Source organism: Mycolicibacterium smegmatis (genome assembly GCF_001457595.1).
Lineage (GTDB): Bacteria > Actinomycetota > Actinomycetes > Mycobacteriales > Mycobacteriaceae > Mycobacterium > Mycobacterium smegmatis.
Map to the genome: position 1 here is coordinate 5,727,492 of NZ_LN831039.1, position 18,989 is coordinate 5,746,480.

At 68.6% G+C, this 18,989-nt stretch carries 15 protein-coding genes; 6 read left to right on the forward strand and 9 right to left on the reverse strand.

Annotated features, from left to right (window positions below; genetic code table 11):
- Positions 1 to 6: 6 nt before the first annotated feature.
- The 4 genes from AT701_RS27560 to AT701_RS27575 are packed head-to-tail and all read left to right on the forward strand — an operon-like array spanning position 7 to position 4,521.
- The gene (locus AT701_RS27560) at positions 7 to 744 is read left to right on the forward strand and encodes a GntR family transcriptional regulator (RefSeq protein WP_011730668.1); all 738 of its coding nucleotides are present in this window, start codon (positions 7 to 9) and stop codon (positions 742 to 744) included.
- A gap of 1 nt (position 745) precedes the next feature.
- The gene (locus AT701_RS27565) at positions 746 to 2,278 is read left to right on the forward strand and encodes a cyclohexanecarboxylate-CoA ligase (RefSeq protein WP_058126982.1); all 1,533 of its coding nucleotides are present in this window, start codon (positions 746 to 748) and stop codon (positions 2,276 to 2,278) included.
- A complete protein-coding gene (locus AT701_RS27570) occupies positions 2,279 to 3,052 on the forward strand; it encodes an SDR family NAD(P)-dependent oxidoreductase (RefSeq protein ID WP_011730670.1) in 774 nt (257 codons plus the stop codon).
- A complete protein-coding gene (locus AT701_RS27575) occupies positions 3,049 to 4,521 on the forward strand; it encodes an acyl-CoA synthetase (protein ID WP_058127741.1) in 1,473 nt (490 codons plus the stop codon). The genes AT701_RS27570 and AT701_RS27575 overlap by 4 nt, the downstream gene beginning before the upstream one ends.
- Positions 4,522 to 4,525: 4 nt before the next feature.
- Here AT701_RS27575 and AT701_RS27580 read toward each other — a convergent pair whose 3' ends face one another.
- Genes AT701_RS27580 through AT701_RS27615 form a run of 8 tightly spaced genes read right to left on the reverse strand, consistent with a single transcriptional unit; the run spans position 4,526 to position 14,394 of the window.
- Positions 4,526 to 4,969, reverse strand: coding sequence for a type II toxin-antitoxin system Rv0910 family toxin (locus AT701_RS27580; protein ID WP_011730672.1), 444 nt, complete (start codon positions 4,967 to 4,969; stop codon positions 4,526 to 4,528).
- Positions 4,970 to 4,978: 9 nt separating this feature from the next.
- A complete protein-coding gene (locus AT701_RS27585; protein WP_003897042.1) occupies positions 4,979 to 5,167 on the reverse strand; it encodes an antitoxin in 189 nt (62 codons plus the stop codon).
- Positions 5,168 to 5,192: 25 nt separating this feature from the next.
- A complete protein-coding gene (locus AT701_RS27590) occupies positions 5,193 to 7,568 on the reverse strand; it encodes a cation-translocating P-type ATPase (protein ID WP_058126983.1) in 2,376 nt (791 codons plus the stop codon).
- A 13-nt stretch (positions 7,569 to 7,581) separates the two neighbouring features.
- Positions 7,582 to 9,189, reverse strand: coding sequence for a serine hydrolase (locus AT701_RS27595; protein WP_162267879.1), 1,608 nt, complete (start codon positions 9,187 to 9,189; stop codon positions 7,582 to 7,584).
- A gap of 55 nt (positions 9,190 to 9,244) precedes the next feature.
- The gene (locus tag AT701_RS27600; protein ID WP_003897045.1) at positions 9,245 to 10,360 is read right to left on the reverse strand and encodes an MBL fold metallo-hydrolase; all 1,116 of its coding nucleotides are present in this window, start codon (positions 10,358 to 10,360) and stop codon (positions 9,245 to 9,247) included.
- A 1-nt stretch (position 10,361) separates the two neighbouring features.
- Positions 10,362 to 11,093 (reverse strand): enoyl-CoA hydratase, encoded by a 732-nt coding sequence (locus tag AT701_RS27605; protein ID WP_003897046.1) that lies wholly within the window; start codon positions 11,091 to 11,093, stop codon positions 10,362 to 10,364.
- A 26-nt stretch (positions 11,094 to 11,119) separates the two neighbouring features.
- On the reverse strand, positions 11,120 to 13,246 hold the full coding sequence (locus AT701_RS27610) for an amylo-alpha-1,6-glucosidase (protein WP_058126985.1): 2,127 nt from the start codon (positions 13,244 to 13,246) through the stop codon (positions 11,120 to 11,122).
- A complete protein-coding gene (locus AT701_RS27615) occupies positions 13,243 to 14,394 on the reverse strand; it encodes a glycosyltransferase family 4 protein (RefSeq protein WP_011730678.1) in 1,152 nt (383 codons plus the stop codon). The genes AT701_RS27610 and AT701_RS27615 overlap by 4 nt, the downstream gene beginning before the upstream one ends.
- A 128-nt stretch (positions 14,395 to 14,522) precedes the next feature.
- On the opposite strand from AT701_RS27615, the gene AT701_RS27620 reads away from it, so the two are divergent.
- Entirely contained in the window at positions 14,523 to 15,992 is a 1,470-nt protein-coding gene (locus AT701_RS27620) for a carboxyl transferase domain-containing protein (RefSeq protein ID WP_011730679.1), read from the forward strand.
- Between the two features lie 107 nt (positions 15,993 to 16,099).
- A complete protein-coding gene (locus AT701_RS27625) occupies positions 16,100 to 16,936 on the forward strand; it encodes a hypothetical protein (protein WP_058126986.1) in 837 nt (278 codons plus the stop codon).
- A gap of 52 nt (positions 16,937 to 16,988) precedes the next feature.
- Here the strand turns inward: AT701_RS27625 and AT701_RS27630 are convergent, their stop codons facing one another.
- On the reverse strand, positions 16,989 to 18,983 hold the full coding sequence (locus AT701_RS27630) for a YhgE/Pip domain-containing protein (protein ID WP_058127742.1): 1,995 nt from the start codon (positions 18,981 to 18,983) through the stop codon (positions 16,989 to 16,991).
- Positions 18,984 to 18,989 lie beyond the last annotated feature (6 nt).

Sequence of the window (18,989 nt, forward strand, 5' to 3'; positions counted from 1 at the left end):
GCGACGGTGACCGTCTCCCCCGCCGAACACCGCTACCTGCAGGTGGCGCGCACGCTGCGCAAGGAGATCGTGGACGGCGTGTACCCCGTGGGCTCGCACCTGCCCACCGAGCACGAACTGTGTGAGCGTTTCGAGGTCAGCCGCTACACCATCCGCGAGGCGCTGCGGCGCCTGCGCGACGACAACCTGGTGGAGTCGCGTCCGCGCGCAGGCACCACGGTGGTGCCCCGACCCACGACCAACTCCTATGCGCAGGACGTCATGTCGATCAACGATCTGTTGGCGTTCGCGACCGGGGCGCAGTTCACGATCGACTCCAACGCCATGGTCACCATCGACGACGAACTCGCCGAGCGCACCGGCCTTCCGGTCGACGAGGAATGGCTCGCGGTGCGGGGGTACCGGCAGGCCGAGGGCAACAAGCCGCCGGTGTGCCGCACCGAGTACTACATCAACCGGTCATTCGCCGCGGTCGGCCGGTTGTTGCAGCGCCACACCGGTCCGATCTTCCCGCTGATCGAGGATCTGTTCGGCGTCAGCGTCGTCGAGGTGCATCAACAGATCACCGCGGTGCTGGTGGACACCGATCTCGCCGAACTGCTCAAGGTCTCCCCCGGCACCGCCGCGCTGCAGATGCAGCGCACCTACACCACATCCGACGGTGAGATCGCGCAGGTGACCGTCAACACCCATCCCTCCGGCCGGTACCGGCACTCCATGACGATGCGCCGGGTCAAGGGCTGACATGCGCGCCGAGGACGCCTACGAACGCGGGCTGTGGGTACGGACCACGCTGGCCGATACGCTCGCCGAGGCCGCGCGGGACACACCGCAACGGGTGCTGCTGATCGACGGAGACGTGCGGCTGACGTGCGCCGAACTGCACAGCCGGGCAAAGGCTCTCGCGCACGACATGGCGGCCCGGATGCCCGCGGGCAGCGTGGTGTCGTTCATGCTGCCCAACTGGCACGAGGCCGCGATCGTCTACCTCGCGTCGACGCTGGCCGGTATGGTGATCAACCCGATCCTGCCGTCGCTGCGCGACCACGAACTGCGGTTCATCCTCGACGACGCAGCAAGCCGCATGATCTTCATCCCCGGCGAGTTCGGGCAGCACGACTACGCCGCGATGCTGCAGCGGGTGTGTGCGCACCTGCCGACACCGCCGCAGGTGGTCGTGGTGCGTGGTGAGCCCGGACCGCACACGGCGTTCACGGCACTGGGTGCCCCGGGTGGCGATCTGCCTGCGCTCGACCCCGACTCCGTGCGCATGATGATGTACACCTCGGGCACCACCGGCCGCCCCAAAGGGGTCTTGCACAGCCACAATTCGATCCACGCGCTCATCTGTCAGCTGCGTGAGAACTGGATGATCGATCCGGGCGACACCTTCCTGGTGCCGTCACCCATCGCCCACATCGGCGGCTCGATCTACGCGTTCGAATGCCCGCTGTTGCTCGGGACCACAGCCGTGCTGATGCAGCGGTGGAACGCCGACGACGGTGTGGTGCTCATGTCCGAACACCACTGCACCCACATGGCCGGGGCGACACCGTTTCTCGATCAACTGCTCAATGCCGCCGAGCGCGCGGGCACACGCCTGCCCGATCTCAAGGTGTTCATCTGCGGCGGCGCGTCGGTGCCGCCTTCGCTCATCCGGCGTGCGTCGACCTGTTTCGAGAAGGCCGTGGTGAGCCGCGTGTACGGGTCCACCGAGGTGCCCGTCACCACCGTCGGATCGATCGAGCCCGGCGATGTCGAGCACGCCGCGTGCACCGACGGCCGGCCCGGCCTCGCCGAGATCCGGTTGGTGGACGGCGAGATCCGGGCGCGCGGGCCGCAGATGCTGCTGGGTTATCTGCATGCCGAGGACAACGCATTCGACGAGCAGGGTTTCTTTCGCACCGGGGACCTCGGCCGCTGGGTCGACGGCGACTACCTCACGGTCACCGGCCGCGCCAAGGACCTCATCATCCGCAACGGCGAGAACATCTCACCCAAGGAGATCGAGGACATCCTGGTCGGCGAGCTGGGTATCAACGAGATCGCCGTGGTGGGTCTGCCCGATGAGCGCACCGGTGAGCGGGCGTGCGCGGTGGTGGTCACCGAAGACGGTGCGCGACCCGACGTCTCGGCATTGGCCGAGGTGCTCACCAAGGCCGGAGTCGCCAAGTTCAAGATCCCCGAGCAGGTGGAGATCTGGGACGCCCTGCCCAGGAACGATGCGGGCAAGGTGCTCAAACACCAGATCCGGACACAGTTGTCGAAGGTGGAGTAGATGCAGGTAGCCATCATCACGGGAGCCAGCAGCGGTATCGGGTTCGGTTGTGCCACAAAGCTCGCCGAAGCCGGTATGGCCGTGCTCGGGGTCGGCCGCGACAAGGAGCGTCTGGCCGAACTCGCGCAGACGATCGACGCGCCGGACCGGGTGGCCACCCTGGCGCTCGACCTCACCGATGACGACGCCCCGCAACGCATCGTCGACGCCGCCGTCACGCGATGGGGCAAGGTCGACTTCCTGATCAACAACGCCGGTGTCGGCAGCCCCAAACCCCTGCACGAGACCGACGACGAATCCCTCGACTATTTCCTGGGTCTCATGCTGCGCGCGCCGTTCCGCCTGGCGCGCGACGTGATCCCGCACATGGGGCCGGGTTCGGCGATCATCAACGTGACGTCGACGTTCGCGGTGGTCGGCGGTCTGCGCGGCGGCGCTTACTCGGCCGCCAAGGGCGGACTCACCGCGCTCACCACCCACATCGCATGCCAGTACGGTGCACAGGGAATCCGCTGCAACGCCGTCGCACCCGGCGTCACCCTCACCCCGATGGTCGCGACGCGACTGGAAGACGACCGGTTCCGAAAGATCAACACCGAGATGACCCCGCACCAGCGCCTCGGCCGCGTCGAGGACGTCGCGAGCACCGTGGCGTTCCTGTGTTCTGAGGGCGGCAGCTTCATCAACGGGCAGACCATCGTCGTCGACGGCGGGTGGAGTTCGACGAAGTACCTGTCCGACCACGCACTGAACTCGGATTGGGTTCCGCGGTGAACCTTTTCGGCCTGCTGGATCAGACCGCGGCACGCCACGGTGACCGGGGTGCGGTGTTCTGTGGTGAGCGTGAGCTGTACACGTGGACACAACTGCGTGACCGCGCGGCCCGTCTGGGTTCTACGCTCACCGAACCCGGCACACGCGTCGCGGTGGCGAGTGAGAACCGGCCCGAGATCATCGAGATCATGTTCGGGGTGTGGGCCGCCGAGTGTGTGTACGTGCCCATCAACTACAAGCTGCACCCGCGGGAGATGGCCGACATCCTCGCCGATTCCGGTGCGGCGCTGGTGTTCGCGTCACCGAAGATCGCACCCGGGCTTTTTGAGGTCACCGACGTTCCCGTCGAGGTCGTCGGCACCGACGCCTACACGCAGCGGTTCGAATCCGAGCCGGTGCCGGCGCCGCTGACCGATCCGGCCGAGCTCGCGTGGCTGTTCTACACGAGCGGCACCACCGGTAAGTCCAAGGGCGCCATGCTCTCCCACCGCAACCTCATGGCGATGACGGTGGCGCATCTGGCGGATTTCGACGCGCCCGACGAGTTCTGCAGCCTGGTGCACGGCGCGCCGATGTCCCACGGGTCGGGGCTGTACATCCCGCCGTACGTGCTACGCGGTGCGCGCCAGGTGATCCCGGAATCGGGCGCGTTCGAACCCGACGAGTTCCTGGACCTGTGCGATCACCATCCCGGTTGCAGCGCGTTCCTGGCACCGACCATGGTGCAGCGGCTCATCCAGACCGGACGGCCGAGGCCCGCGAATCTGCGGACCGTGGTCTACGGCGGCGGGCCGATGTACGTCGACAGCCTCAAGAAGGCGCTCGCGGCGTACGGGCAGATCTTCGTGCAGCTCTACGGGCAGGGCGAGGCGCCCATGACCATCACGGGCCTGCGCCGCGACGACCACCTCGATGCCGACGACGCGACGCTGGGCTCGGTGGGGTATCCCCGCTCGGGTGTCCAGGTTGCGGTGCTGCGCGCCGACGGCACGCCCGCCGACATCGGCGAGATCGGCGAGATCGTGTGCCGCGGTGACGTCGTCATGAGCGGTTACTGGAACAACCCGGAGGCCACCGCAGCCACGCTCAAGGACGGGTGGCTGCACACCGGCGACATGGGCTCGTTCGACGCGCGTGGCCACCTCACACTGCGCGACCGGTCCAAGGACGTCGTGATCAGCGGCGGCAGCAACATCTATCCCCGCGAGGTCGAGGAGGTCCTGCTCGAGCACCCCGGCGTGGTCGAGGCCGGCGTCGTCGGCGCGCCCGATGCCGAGTGGGGCGAGATCGTGGTGGCGTTCGTCGTCACCAACGGGACCCCGGTGGACGCGGCCGCACTCGACGCGCACCTGCTGGAACGCATCGCGCGGTTCAAGCGCCCCAAGCGGTACGAGTTCATCGATGCGCTGCCCAAGAACAGTTACGGCAAGGTGCTCAAGCGTGAACTCCGCGAGCGGGTTACAGGCTGATCTCTCAGGTCGCGGACGGGGCGTAGAGCTGCTTGAAGCGGTTGAGCGACTCCTGGATGTCGCTCTTGAGCGCCGCGGCCACCACCATGCCGATGGGCCCGAACAGGGCCGGGCCGCCGAGGTGCAGGTCGAAGCCCACCGTCGCGCCGTTGTCGGTGGGCTTGATCTTGCCGATCAGCTTGACCTTGACCCCACCGCGGCCGTCACCGTTGAGTGTGAGCGCCTGCGGGGGCTTGTAGTGGACCAGCGTCCACCTGACCCGGTTGAGCATGCCCTTGACCTCGACGATCGACTCGATCACCGTGCCCTTCTCCAGGGTCTCGGGCAACTTCGAGCGCCAGGCCCGGTGAATGCTGAGCCACTCGTGGTACCGGGACAGATCGGAGGCATACTCCCACGCCTGCTCCGGCGGCAAAGGAACTTCGACAGAGACGGAAAGTTTGGCCATGTGCGTGTGTTACTGCTGTGGTTCTTGAGGGTCGTCTTTGCGGATGGCGTTCTTCGCGGCGTCCTGCGCCTTGTCGACGTGCTGGGCGTACTTGCCCTGCGTCTTCTCGTCGATCATGTCGCCGGCCTTGTCAATGACGGTGTCCACCTTGTCGGCGTTCTGCGACAAGAGGTCTTTGGCCTTGTCCAGGAATCCCATGGGCTCAGCCTAACGCGTCGACCAGCTATCTCCACACGCGCCGTTCCTCGCCCAGCACGCGCCCCTGCACCCACCACAGCACCTCGATCAGCGCGGCCCCGGCCAGCCCGATACCGAGGGCCACCGATGTGACCTTCATATTGGTGGGATCCAGCATGAACAGTTCCTGCGCCAGCGGGATCGAGAAGATCAGGACGTACGCCAGCATCGAGCACGCGACCAGCAAAACGCGCCACCACTGATACGGCCGGGCCACCACCGCGAGCACCCACAGCGACGACGCCAGCAACGTGATGAGCGCCGCGGTGGACGCCTGCGTCTGCTCGACGGGCGTGGCCTCACGGCCCTGGTACGCCACGAGATAGGACACGAACGTCGCGGTGCCGACCACCAGGCCCGACGGCAGCGCCGCCGTCATCACGCGACGCACGAACCCCGTCTTGGCGCGCTCGTTGTTGGGCGCGAGCGACAGGATGAACGCCGGGATGCCGATGGTGAACCACGCCGCGATGGTGACGTGGATCGGCTGGAACGGGAACAACAGCGGATCCGTGCCGAAGATCTCGGCCGACAGGCCGCCGATGCCGACCAGGATCGCCAGAAGCACCGAGTACACGGTCTTGGTGAGGAACAGGTTGGAGACCCGCTCGATGTTGCCGATCACGCGCCTGCCCTCGCCCACCACGTACGGCAGCGTCGCGAACTTGTTGTCCAGCAGCACGATCTGCGCGACCGCGCGTGACGCGGAACTACCCGAGCCCATCGCGACGCCGATGTCGGCGTCCTTGAGGGCCAGCACGTCGTTGACGCCGTCTCCGGTCATCGCGACCGTGTGCCCGCGCGACTGCAGGGCATGCACCATGGCACGCTTCTGATCGGGGCGCACCCGCCCGAATGTGGTGCACTCCTCCAGCGTCTCGGCGAGTTCCTCGGGCTGTTCGGGCAGACGCCTGGCGTCCATGGTCTCGCCGTGCAGGCCGAGTTTGCCGGCCACCGCGCCCACCGACACCGCGTTGTCACCCGAGATGACCTTGACCGAGACGTGTTGCGACGCGAAGTAGTCGAGCGTGTCCCCCGCGTCGGGCCGGATCCGCTGCTCGAGCACCACCAGCGCTGCGGGGGTGACCACACCCGGCGCGTCGGGCGCATCGACACTGCGGTCCGACGATCCCAGCAACAGCACCCGCAGACCCTGTGCGCCGATGCGTTCGGCCTCCTCGGCCACCGGGGACGCGGGGTCGAGCAGCACGTCGGGCGCACCGATCACCCAGTTGCCGTGCTCGCCGTAGGACGTGCCGCTCCATTTGGTGGCCGACTTGAACGGCGCGGTCGCGGTCGCGGACCACCCCGGCGGCGTCTGGTAGGCCTCGGCGATGGCGGCCATGCTCGCGTTGGGCCGTGCGTCGTCGGACGCCAACTGGGCCAGCACATCAGCGACGTGGCCCTCGGTGAGGGACTTGAGATCGCTGACACGCATGCCGTTCTCGGTGAGCGTGCCGGTCTTGTCCGCGCACACCACGTCGACGCGTGCGAGGCCCTCGATCGCGGGCAACTCGTTGACCAGACACTGACGCCGCCCGAGCCGCACCACGCCGACCGCGAACGCGATCGACGTCATGAGCACCAGGCCCTCGGGCACCATCGGCACCAGCGCCCCGACCATGCGCAGCACGGCCTCGCGCCATCCGGCGTCGGTGGTGAACAACTGCGTGTAGATGGTCAGCAGGCCCGCGGGCACCAGCAGGTAGGTGATGAACTGCAGGATCTTGTTGATGCCGTTGCGCAGTTCGGATTTCACCAGCGTGAACTTGGAGGCCTCCTCGGCGAGCTTGGCCGCGTACGCCTCGCGGCCCACCTTGGTGGCGCGGTACGCACCGCTGCCCGCGACGACGAAGCTGCCGGACATGACGGGATCGCCCGCGTCCTTGGCGATGGGATCGGCCTCGCCGGTGAGCAGCGACTCGTCGACCTCGAGGTTGGTCTCCTCGACCACCTCGCCGTCCACCACGATCTGATCGCCGGGACCCAACTCGATGATGTCGTCGAGCACGACCTCGCTGGGCAGCACGGCCCTGGTCCCCGACTGCCTGCGCACCGTGGGCTTGGCCTGCCCCACGATCGCGAGCTTGTCCAGCGTCTGCTTGGCGCGGATCTCCTGGATGATGCCGATCGCGCTGTTGGCGATGATGAGCAACCCGAACGCGCCGTTGATCACCGAACCGGTCGACAGCACGATGACGAACAGCACACCGAGGATCGCGTTGATGCGCGTGAACACGTTGGCACGCACGATCTCGGACACCGTGCGCGCGGCGCGGGTCGGGACGTCGTTTGTCTTGCCCTCGGCGATCCGCTGTGCGACCTCGGCATCGGTGAGGCCGGCGGCAGCCATCGTCGTCATTTGGTGAAAACCGTCATCTGGTGAACGTCCCCGTCCCGTCCTCGTCGAAGTACTCCAGTGTCAGCTTGTCACCGGCGAAGGTCGCCTTGGAAATGGTGCCAGGCGGCGCGTTCTCGCTGACGAAACGGAACGTGAACACATCGCCGTCCCAGTGCGTGAGCCGAGCCTTGAACTTCGGGCCGAGCGCGAGTTGCAGCGCACCGTCCTGCTCGGTGACCGTCGCCGGGCCCCAGTAGTCGTTGCGGTACACGCCCACATAGTCCGGAAGCGGTCTGGCCGGGGCCGGCACGGCCGGCGGTTTCTTGCCCACCAGTTCGCCCTCGGGACCGTCCATCGACGCGAACGCGTCGGCGTAGAGCTTGCGCCAGTCCTGTCTGACCTCGCCGAACTGCACGAGGTCGGCGAACTCCGCGGTGAGGGTCTCCGGGATGCCCGCGGGTGTCCCGTTGGTGAGCGCGACGATCCCGACGTCGGCCGACGGCAGGATCACGAAGTTGGTGGCCGCGCCGAGTTCGAAGGCGCCCGAGTGGCTCAGCTGCGTACGCGCGGCCGACGTGGTGCCGACGTTGAAGCCGTAGCCGTAGAAGCCCGAACGCATCGCCGGCTGTGACGCACGGTCCGACACCACCTGCGGTGTGATCGCGGGCAACAGCGTGGACTCCTCGACGATGCGCTCGCCCTCGAACACGCCGTCGCCCAACACCATCGCGAGCCAGCGGGTCATGTCGTCGACCGACGCGCTCACACCCCCGGCGGGTGTCTGCGCGTCGGCGTTGCGCACATACTGCGGTTCGTAACGGCCGTCGACGCGGATGTGTCCCACGGCGCGGTTCTGCGTGGCCTCGTAGTCGGCGAAACGCGAACTGGTCGAGTTCATTCCGAGCGGGCGGTAGAGCACGTCGCGCGCGAGGTCCTCCCAGCTGCGGCCCGCGGCGGCAGCCACGGCCTCGGCAGCCGCGGTGAGCCCGAAGTTGGTGTACGCGTAGGAGATCCGGAACGGATCCAGCGGCAGCGCCCGCAGGTGCTCGAGGATGTAGCGCCGGTCGTAGCCCAGGTCCTCCAGCTGATCGCCCGCGTGATCGGGCAGACCCGAGCGGTGCGCGAACAGGTCGCCGACCGTGACCATCCTGGTGGTCACCGGGTCCGAGAGCGCGAACCACGGCAGATGCTCGACCACCGGGGTGTCCCAGCCGATCGCGCCGGTGCCGACCTGATGTGCGACGACGGTGGCCGCGATGGGCTTGGACAGCGACGCGAGCTGGAACACCGTATCGGGGTCGACGCGGTTGGACTCGACATCGCCGTTGCGCACGTCACGTACACCGAATCCCTTGGCGTACACGGTCTTCCCGCCGTGCACCACCGCCACGGCCATGCCGGGGATCCCCGAGCTGCGCATGAGATCCTCGGCGATGCCGTCGAGTTTGGCCACGGCGTTCTCGACCGCGTTCTCGGGCAGCGCCATCGCCGGGACGAGGGGTGGCGGCTCGTCGGCAAACGTCTGCGACGGTTGCGCGGAGCGCTGCGCGTCGGCGGTGTCGTCGCCGCCGGCGCAGCCGCTCACTGCGAGACCCACGACCAACGCCGAACCCACGGCTCTGGCGAACACCGACCTGCGCATGCTGTACACAACACGGCAGTATGCCTGCAAACAGGCGCAAAGTCGGTGCAATGGGTTACAACTGCCACCACGGGTCGAGCACCGGCGAGCCGCCGTCGACACGCTGCCCTGGTTTGGGCACCGCGACCTGCACCCCGGCCGGATCGGCCGCGGCGAGCAACCGTCGTACCGGCTCGGCCCACGGGTGCGGCGCCAACCGGAACGTCGCCCAGTGGATGGGCACCAGCAACCCGGACTCGGTCATGTCCAGGTGCGCCCGCACCGACTCCTCGGGGTTCATGTGGATGTCGGGCCACCCGGGGTTGTAGGCACCGACCGGCAGCAGCGTCAGGTCGAAAGGCCCGTGCTCGGAACCGATTTCGGAGAAGCTCTTGGTGTAGCCGGTATCGCCGCCGAAGAACGCGCGGTGGCCGGGCCCGATCACCACCCACGACGCCCACAGCGTCGTGTTGCGCTGCAGGAACCGCCCGGAGAAGTGCCGCGCGGGTGTGCACACGATGGTCAGATCGCCGATGCGGTGACTCTCGTTCCAGTCGAGTTCGACGATGCGGGCCTCCGGGATGCCCCACTTGCGCAGATGCGCACCGATACCCAGCGGCACGAGGAACGGCGCACGCTGCGTGCGTGCCAGGCCCCGGACGGTGTCGATGTCGAGATGGTCGTAGTGGTCGTGGCTGATCACGACCGCGTCGACCGCGGGCAGCGCCTCCAACGGCACCGGCGGCGCGTGCAGGCGGCGCGGACCGACCACGCGCGACGGCGAGCAGCGGTCACTCCAGATCGGATCGGTGAGCACGCGGTAGCCGTCGACCTCGATCAGGGCCGAGGAATGGCCGTACCAGGACACCGCGCACGGCTTGGCCTCGGCGGTCTCTGCCTCGGTGGGTTCGGCGAGCGGGATCTCCCCCGGCGGCCAGCTCGCGCCCTTCGAGCCGAACATCTCGGCGAACAGCCGGCGCCGCTCTTCGCGGTCCAGGTTGATACCGGGCGACGCGGGCTCGATGTTGACGAAGACCTTGCCGTCGAACTGCGGCGACCGCGTCGCCACCGGCTTGATGTCGCGGGGCTGGGCGCCCACCGACGCGTACGTACCGCGCAGCGCCCCCAAGAGCCAGCCGCCGGCCAGCAGGCCGGCCGAACGCGTCGTCAACCGCAGCGCCGCGCGCAACACGTCAGGCCCCGGTGAACCTGGGCGGACGCTTCTCGATGCGCGCCACCTGGGCCTCGATCACGTCAGGTGACTTCCAGGCCCGGTCGAACAACTCCTTGTGCGCGGGCCACGGCTCTTCGTAGGCGCCGTCGTCATTGAGGACACGCTTGGCGTGCTGCAGTGCCAGCGGTGCGAACCCCGCGATCTCGGCCGCCCACTTCTGCGCGTCGGCCAGGGTGCCGATGCGGTTGGCCATGCCCGTCTGCAGCGCGGTCTCGGCGTCGAGCTTCTCCGCGGCCAACAGCATGCCCCGCGCGCGGCCGTAACCCACCAGCGACGTCAACCGGCGGATGCTCCAGTTGTCCAGCGCCAGCCCGTATTTCGCGACCGGAAACTGGAAGTACGCCTCCGGCACCACGACCCGCAGATCGCAGATCATCGCGAGGATCACGCCCGCGCCGATCGCGGGCCCGTTGATCGCGCCGATCACCGGCACCGGGGCCTTGTCGATCGCGAGGTTCAGCGCCGTCGCCTTGTCGGGCAGTTCGGCGGCGAACGCGTCACCGGACAGGTCGGCGCCCGCGCTGAACACCGACCCCTGGCCGGTGAGCACGATCGCGCGGATGTCCTCGGACGCGGCGTTCTCGACCGCCTCACGCAGGCTGTCGACGAGTTCGCAGTTCAGCGCGTTGCGCCGCTCGGGACGTTGGAGCTCCAGGGTCAGGACATTGCCGTCTCGGGTGACACCAATCATGTCGCCAGCCTAACCATGGGTGCTGTTCAGCTCTCGGCGGTGCTCAGCTGCCAGTCGCCGGGCAGGCCCGTGACCTTTGCCACCGTCCCCTCCGCCTCGACCGCCACCGTGGCCGAGCCGAGCCGCAGATCGGTCAACGCCACGCGACCCCAGGCGGCGGGCAGGTGCGGGCGCACGGTGAGCTTGCGGTGCGGGACGTCGGGCTCGAGACCGAGGAAGGCGCGCACCAGCAGCAGCGGCGCCGCGCTGGCCCATGCCTGCGGCGAACACGACGTCGGGTACGGCACCGGCGAGGCGAACTGCGACCGGTGGAACCCGCAGAACAGCTCGGGCAGCCGGCCGCCGAACGCGTCGGCCGCGTCGAGCAGGCCGAGCGCGAGCCGTTCGGCGAGTTCGACGGCACCCGGCACGTGGCGGTAGCGCAGCAGCCCCGCGACCGCGATGGCCGTGTCGTGCGGCCACACCGAGCCGTTGTGATAGCTCATCGGGTTGTAGGCGCCCATGTCGGCGGCCAGCGTGCGCAGCCCGAAGCCCGAGTCCATCTCGGAGGTGCCCAGCTTCTCGACGATCCGCGCGGCGTGTTCGTCGGTCGCGATACCCGCCCACAGGCAGTGCCCGACATTGCTGGTCAACGAGTCGACCGGGCGCTTGTCGCCGTCCAGGGCGAGCGCGTAGTAGCCGCGGTCGGGCAACCAGAACTTCTCGGCGAAGCGCTTCTTCAGCGTCGCGGCCCGGTCGCGCATGCGCTTGGCGGTCGCGGGTTCGCCGAACGCGTCGGCCAACTCCGCCCGGGCCCGCAGTGCCGCGTACTGGTAGGCCTGCACCTCGCACAGCGCGATCGGCGCGTCGGCGCGGTGGCCCGCCGCGTCGGTGATCGCGTCGAAGCTGTCCTTCCAGCCCTGGTTGAGCAGGCCGCGGTCGGTCGCGCGCTTGTACTCGATGAACCCGTCGTCGTCGCGGTCGCCGTAGCGGGCCGCCCAACTCAACGCGGCGTCGGCCGCGGGCAGCAGTGCCCGTACCGCGCCCTCGTCGGCGCCCCACCGCCAGCATTCGGCCAGCAGCATCACGAACAATGGCGTCGAATCGGCCGACCCGTAGTAGACCGAGCCGCCCAGCACGTCGGTGCTCGCCGGGCCGCGGCGGATCTCGTGCATGATCCGCCCCGGCTGCTCCTCGGTCAGCGGATCCACGCGGCGCCCCTGCGAGTCGGCCAGGCGCTGCAGCGTGCCCACCGAGAGCCCGACGTCCAGCGGCAGCGACATCCACGCCGTCAACAGACTGTCGCGGCCGAACAGCGTCATGAACCACGGTGCGCCCGCCGCGACGTACGGACGCTCGTCGGTCTCGTCGCGGATCAGCAGCGCACCCAGATCGCTCTCGCTGCGCTGCAGTGTCGCGGCCAGCGCCCGCAGATCGGTCTCGACCGTGGTGGTGGTGCCCCGCCAGGCCTCGATCTTGCGGGCCGGTGCGCTGGCCTCCAGTTCCTCACCCGTGCGGAACCGGGTCTTCACGCTCTGGTTGGCCCATGTCGGCTCCGCGACCACCTCGGCCTGCCACGTGCCGCGCGGCGGCACCACGACGCGCCACCGGAACACCCCCGGCGTGACCACCGGCGAACCGGACGCCGTGATCTTCACGCCGCGAACGCGATTCGACCGGTCGTTGAGCACCAGCTCGTTGTCGACGAGCGATATCTCGGCGCCCCCGATGGGCGCGCGGCCCTCCTTGACGGCGAACAGGTCCGCGAAATCGGCGTCGACGAGCAGCTCTAGAGACACCACGGTGGGCTCGTCGGCCAGGTTGTACAGCGATATGGTCTCGCGCAACCCGTCGGCGATCAGGCGGTCACGCACCAGCAGCAGTGTGCTGTCGGCAACCCCGGCACGCGGTGTGCGGCGCATGATGAACTGCGCGGCAAAGGCTTCCGGGGTCTGCACGGTCAGCGACTCGGGTTCACCGCCGTCGACGTGCAACTGCCACCGCGACAGCACGCGCGCATCGCGGAAGAACAGGCCGTGCGACCGGCCCGCCAGCACGTCGCCGTGGCGGTCGGACAGGCAGAAGGTGGCACCTTCCACGAGTGTCACTGTGCCACCGCCGAATCCGATGCTGGCGGGCTCGCCACCATTGAGAATGGTCGGCGTCACGGTCATGCGCTCGCCCGCTCGGCCACACCGGGTGGCTCGGTCAGCACCTCGCGCAACGTCATCCGCGTGCGCTGACGCAGCACGTTGCGGTAGATCTGCTCGTATCCCGCGCCGAACCGGCCGACCCCGAAGTGCGCCGCGACGTGCCTGCGGCACGCGGCGGGGTCGAGATGCGTGGCCTTTTCCATCGCCGCCGGAAGTTCCTCGGGCACATCGCAGATCACGCCCGTGACACCGTCGACGATCACCTCGGGCACCGCGCCGCCACGCAGCGCGACCACCGGTGTACCGCAGGCCATGGCCTCGATCATCACCATGCCGAACGGCTCTTCCCACTGGATCGGGAAGACCAGGCAGCGGGCCTCGGCGAGCAGCTTGCGCTTGGCCTGCGCGTCGGCCATGCCGAACACGTGATCGCTGTCGGTGAGCAGCGGTTTCACCTGCTCGTCGAAGTACGCGATCTCGGGCGGTTCACTGCACTTGCCTGCCAGGACCAGCGGCATGCCTGCGGCGTGCCCGGCCTCCAGCGCGAGGTGCGCACCCTTGTACGGCGCGTACCGGCCGAGGAACAGCGCATAGTCCTTCTTCACGGTGTTGAACGGCCAGTCGTCGATACGCAGCGCATTGTGCACGCGGCCAACCCAATTCAGGTCGGGAGCGAGCTCACGCTGGCGGTCGCTGATCGCGATCAGGCCGATGTCGTCGCCGAGTTCGCGGTAATAGGGGTACAGGTCCTCGTCGATCGGGCCGTGCACCGTGACCACAGTGGGCAACCCGAGCTTGCGGTAGAACGGAGCGTTGAGCGGGCCTGCGAACGTGTGATCGTGCACGATGTCGACGCCTTCGGTGGCGGCGATGCGCTCGATGGCCTTACGCACCTTGAGCGCGTGCATGATCTCCGGGTACGGCTGGCCCAGACGATCGGGAAGTGTGCGCTCCCACAGGGGTTGGAAGCGCGCAGCAGTCCCCGGTGCTCCTGCACCCAACACCGTCACGTGGTGGCCGCGGGCGGTCAGCGTATCGGCGAGATCCGCGACGACGGCTTCGGTGCCGCCGTAGCCCTTGGGGGGAATGTCGAAGTAGGGCGGCGCGACGAGCACGATCCGCAGCGGATCGTCCACATCGGCCGGGGCGAGGATATCGTTGCCGCTCACGCTGTCAACCTCCTACTCACTCAATTGCGCGGCCGCGTTAGCACTCTCATCCGACGAGTGCCAATTATGGTCAAGCCAACCCACTTTCGGCAACCGGAACTCGTCGACGCGTCGGCTAACCTTCGAATGTGAGTCGGATCGGCGCTCTGGCGCTTCGGGATGCAGTGCTGGACGAGGGCTCGTTCCGCAGCTGGGACACGGCGCCCCTGGACGTCGGCGCCGACGACGAGTACCGCCGTGAACTGGCCGAGGCCTCGGCCAAGACCGGGCTGGACGAATCAGTGCTGACCGGCGAGGGCACGGTGTTCGGCAGGCGCGTCGCGGTGGTGGCGTGTGAGTTCGACTTCCTCGCCGGATCGATCGGCGTGGCCGCGGCCGAGCGCATCACCGCGGCCGTGCAGCGCGCGACCGCCGAACGCCTGCCACTGCTGGCGTCGCCGAGCTCGGGCGGCACGCGCATGCAGGAGGGCACGGTCGCGTTCCTGCAGATGGTCAAGATCGCCGCGGCCGTCGAGCTGCACAAGCAGGCCCATCTCCCCTACCTCGTGTACCTGCGTCATCCCACGACCGGCGGGGTGTTCGCGTCGTGGGGATCGCTGGGCCACGTCACCGCGGCCGAACCGGGCGCGCTGATCGGCTTCCTCGGCCCGCGCGTGTACGAGCACCTCTACGGCGAACCGTTCCCGTCTGGCGTGCAGACCGCCGAGAACCTGCACGCCCACGGCGTCATCGACGGTGTGGTGCCGCTTGCGCTGCTGCGCGAGACGCTCGACCGGACCCTGCGCGTGGTGGCCGACCCGCCGGGACCTGCGCCTGCCGTCATCGAGACCGAGGACCTGCCGGACGTGCCGGCCTGGGACTCGGTGATCGCGTCGCGTCGGCCCGACCGCCCCGGCGTCGGCTTCCTGCTGCGCCACGGCGCGACCGATCAGGTGCTGCTGTCGGGCACCGAACGGGGCGAGGCCGCGACGACGCTGCTCGCGCTCGCCCGGTTCGGCGGTCAGCCCGCCGTGGTGCTGGGCCAGCGTCGTATCGTCGGCGGCCTGGTGGGCCCCGGCGCACTGCGCGAGGCCCGCCGCGGCATGGCGTTGGCCGCCGGACTGCAGCTACCGCTCGTGCTGGTGATCGACACCGCCGGGCCCGCGCTGTCGACCGAGGCCGAGCAGGGCGGGCTGGCCGGTGAGATCGCGCGCTGCCTGGCCGAACTCGTCACGCTCGACACCCCGACCGTGTCGGTGCTCATGGGTCAGGGCAGCGGCGGGCCGGCACTGGCGATGGTTCCCGCCGACCGCGTGCTCGCGGCGTCCAACGGCTGGCTCGCGCCACTGCCGCCCGAAGGTGCGAGCGCCATCGTCTACCGCGACACCGAGCATGCCCCCGAACTCGCTGCCGCACAGGGTGTCCGGGCCGTCGACCTGCTACGCCACGGCATCGTCGACGTCGTCGTCGCCGAGAAACCCGATGCCGCCGACGAGCCACGCGCCTTCACGGCCCGGTTGTCCACCGCGATCGCCGCCGAATTGCACAACCTGCGTGCCGTTCCCGACGACGAGCGTCTGCAGACGCGGTTGCAGCGGTACCGCCGGATCGGGTTGTAGTTCTTGCGCCACTTCGCCGCTCGTAACGCCACGGCGGAATTTTCGCGATTTTTCCGCCGTGGCGTTACGAGCGCGGAGTTGTCGGTGCCCCTCGGCACACTCCTGCCATGGGGGAACCATTCATCGGAAGTGAGGCGCTCGCGGCGGGCACGCTGACGCGTCATCAACTGCGCAGCCGCTTCATCGCGGTCTATCAGGACATCTACGTCGCAAAGGGCACACTGCCCACGGCGATACTGCGAGCCAAGGCGTGCTGGCTGCGGTCGAGACGACGCGGTGTGCTGGCCGGATACTCCGCCGCGGCCTTGCATGGCGCCCGATGGATTGACCCCGGTCTGCCTGCCTACATCCTGGACACCAACCGTCGCCCGGCGCGCGGCGTGGTCGTCTGGAGCGACGCGATAGAAGACGACGAGATCTGCCTGATCGGCGACATGCGCGTCACCACGCCGGTGCGCACCGCCCTCGACCTGGCCTGCAAGTTTCCCGAGGACGTCGCGGTACCGGCCATCGATTCACTGGCCAGGGCCGCGAAACTCAAGGTGGCCGACATCGAGCTGGCCGCCGAGCATCACGCGGCACGAAGAGGAATCCGGCAGGCGCGCACCATCATCGCCCTCGTCGACCCCGGTGCCGAATCACCGCGCGAGACCTGGTTACGGCTCGTGGTCGTGCGTGCCGGATATCCGCCACCACAGACGCAGTACGCGGTGCTCAACGAGTACGGCGCACTGATCGGGGAAGTCGACATGGCCTGGCCCGAGCTCAAGATCGCGCTGGAGTACGAGGGGCAACACCACACGGATCCGGTCACGCTGCGCAAAGACATCCAGCGGGCGGACGAGATGATGGAAAACGGCTGGATCGTGATCCGCGTGACCGCACGCGACGGCGAAGCAACCGTGCTCAAGCGGGTCGCGAAGGCATGGGCCTCGCGCTCGTAACGCCACGGCGGAAATTTCGCGATTTTTCCGCCGTGGCGTTACGAGCGGCGCATCAGACTTCGATCGGGGGCCGCAGGCGGTCCATGGTGTACTGCCGGTTTCGTCTGGCGGCCCACGCACTGCCTGCCAGTGATACCGCGAGCAGGCCCGTGAGCACCACGATCGCGATCCACAACCGCGAGTCGACACCGCCCACGATCACCTGCCGAAGACCGTTGACGGCGTAGGTCATCGGGTCGACGGGGTGCAGGATCTGGAACGGTTTGGCCGTGGTCTCGACGGGATAGATGCCGCCCGCGGACACGAGCTGCAGCATCAGGAACGCCAGGGTGACGACGCGGCCCACCGACACCCCGAACAGGGCATTGAACGCCTGGATGAGCGCGAGGAACGTCGCCGCGACGAGGATCAGGAACCCGACCGTGGCGAGCGGGTACTTCGCCTGCAGACCGACGCCGAAGTGGACCACGACGTACATCACCACGACCTGGCACACCGCGATCAGCAGGCCGGGCCAGTAGGACGCCAGCACGACGCGCAGCGCGCCGAGGCCGTTGACGACGGGCCGGGTCTGCAAGGGCTTCAACAGCATCCAGATGATCAGCGCGCCGATGAACAACGCCAGCGGCAGGAAGAACGGGGCAAACCCGGTGCCGAACGTGACCGCGGGGTTGTGGGTCTCGATGTCCAGCGCGACGGGCGCGGACAGGGTCCGGGCGACCTCGGTGCGCTGCTGCGGGGTCCACGACGGCACCTGGGTCGACCCGTCGCGCAGCGCGGTGGCCAACTGCCGGCTGCCCGTCTCGAGCTTCTCGGTGCCCGCGGCGAGTTCGTTTGCGCCGTTGGACAGTTGACGTCCACCGTTGGTCAGCTGCACGAGCCCGCTGTTGAGGGCCTGGGCCCCGCTGTTGAGCTGTTGGGCACCGTCGCGCAGCTTGACGACGTCGGCGCGCAGACCGCCGTTGAGGGCCTTGGTGATGAACGTGCGCATCTTGCTGTTGGGATCGCCGAGTTCGTTCTCAAGCTCGGCCGCGCTGTCGCGCAACTTGATCAGGCCGTCGTCGGTGGTGGGGTCGATACCGCGCGAGGTCAGGATCCGGTGGGCCCCGGCCAGGAACTCGCCGGTGTCGCGGGCCGTGGGGTCGGGGCTGTTGCGCAGGAAGTTGACGGCCTGGTCGACGATCGCGGCGGCCTGCGCCTGATCGATGTTGAGCGCCGCGATGCGATCGGTCGTCGAGCGCACGGCACCCGACAGGCGCTGTGCGGCACGGCCGACCTCGTCGGGATCGAGGCCGAGATCGCCGACACGGTCGAGCACGTGCAGCAGCGGATCGGTGGCGGTGGTGACGGCCGTCGACAACTGACGCGTGCCCGCGGCGAGCTGCGCCGAACCGTCGCGCGCGGTCACCAGACCGGCGGTCAGCGCGTCGGCGCCCGAGGCCAGGCGTTGCGCGCCGTCGTTGGCCGCGGCGTTGCCGTCGGCGAGTTGCTGGGCGCCGTCGGCGGCCTTGATCAGGCCCTCACCGGCGTCGGTGAGCCCCGTGAGCACCGTGCCGACCGTGCGCTCGCCGATCCGGGCGTTGATCTGGTTGATCACCTCACGCGCGGCGTTCTGCCCGATGATCGAGCCCAGGTAGTTGTTGGCGTCGTTGAACGTGAAGCGCAGCGTGGCCTGCTGCGGCGAGTCACCCGACGGCGACGCGATGGCCTCGCTGAAGTCCTCGGGCAGCGTGATCGAGAAGTAGTACCTGCCGCTGGACACACCGTCGGCGGCCTCGTCGGCCGAGACCCGGTGAAGCTGCAACTCCCCCGAGTCGACCAGGGCGTCGGACACCTCCTGGCCCGCGTTGAGCCGCTCGCCCTGCGCGACGGCACCCTTGTCCTCGTTGACCAGGGCGACCGGGACCTTGTCGACCTCGTTGAACGGGTTCCAGAACGCCCACAGGTACATCGCGCCGTACAGCAGCGGCATGAAGATCACGATGACCAGCGCGATGCGTGGCATGGCGCCGCGGGAGAACCGCTTGAAATCGGTGCCGAGAGACATTCCGGC

Bases quoted from the DNA above. Each gene is read 5' to 3' on its own strand.
- AT701_RS27565 (WP_058126982.1), top strand. From the start codon at position 746: ATGCGCGCCGAGGACGCCTACGAACGCGGGCTGTGGGTACGGACCACG.
- AT701_RS27570 (WP_011730670.1), top strand. From the start codon at position 2,279: ATGCAGGTAGCCATCATCACGGGAGCCAGCAGCGGTATCGGGTTCGGT.
- AT701_RS27580 (WP_011730672.1), bottom strand. From the start codon at position 4,969: ATGGCCAAACTTTCCGTCTCTGTCGAAGTTCCTTTGCCGCCGGAGCAG.
- AT701_RS27585 (WP_003897042.1), bottom strand. From the start codon at position 5,167: ATGGGATTCCTGGACAAGGCCAAAGACCTCTTGTCGCAGAACGCCGAC.
- AT701_RS27590 (WP_058126983.1), bottom strand. From the start codon at position 7,568: ATGACGACGATGGCTGCCGCCGGCCTCACCGATGCCGAGGTCGCACAG.
- AT701_RS27595 (WP_162267879.1), bottom strand. From the start codon at position 9,189: ATGCGCAGGTCGGTGTTCGCCAGAGCCGTGGGTTCGGCGTTGGTCGTG.
- AT701_RS27605 (WP_003897046.1), bottom strand. From the start codon at position 11,093: ATGATTGGTGTCACCCGAGACGGCAATGTCCTGACCCTGGAGCTCCAA.
- AT701_RS27610 (WP_058126985.1), bottom strand. From the start codon at position 13,246: ATGACCGTGACGCCGACCATTCTCAATGGTGGCGAGCCCGCCAGCATC.
- AT701_RS27625 (WP_058126986.1), top strand. From the start codon at position 16,100: ATGGGGGAACCATTCATCGGAAGTGAGGCGCTCGCGGCGGGCACGCTG.
- AT701_RS27630 (WP_058127742.1), bottom strand. From the start codon at position 18,983: ATGTCTCTCGGCACCGATTTCAAGCGGTTCTCCCGCGGCGCCATGCCA.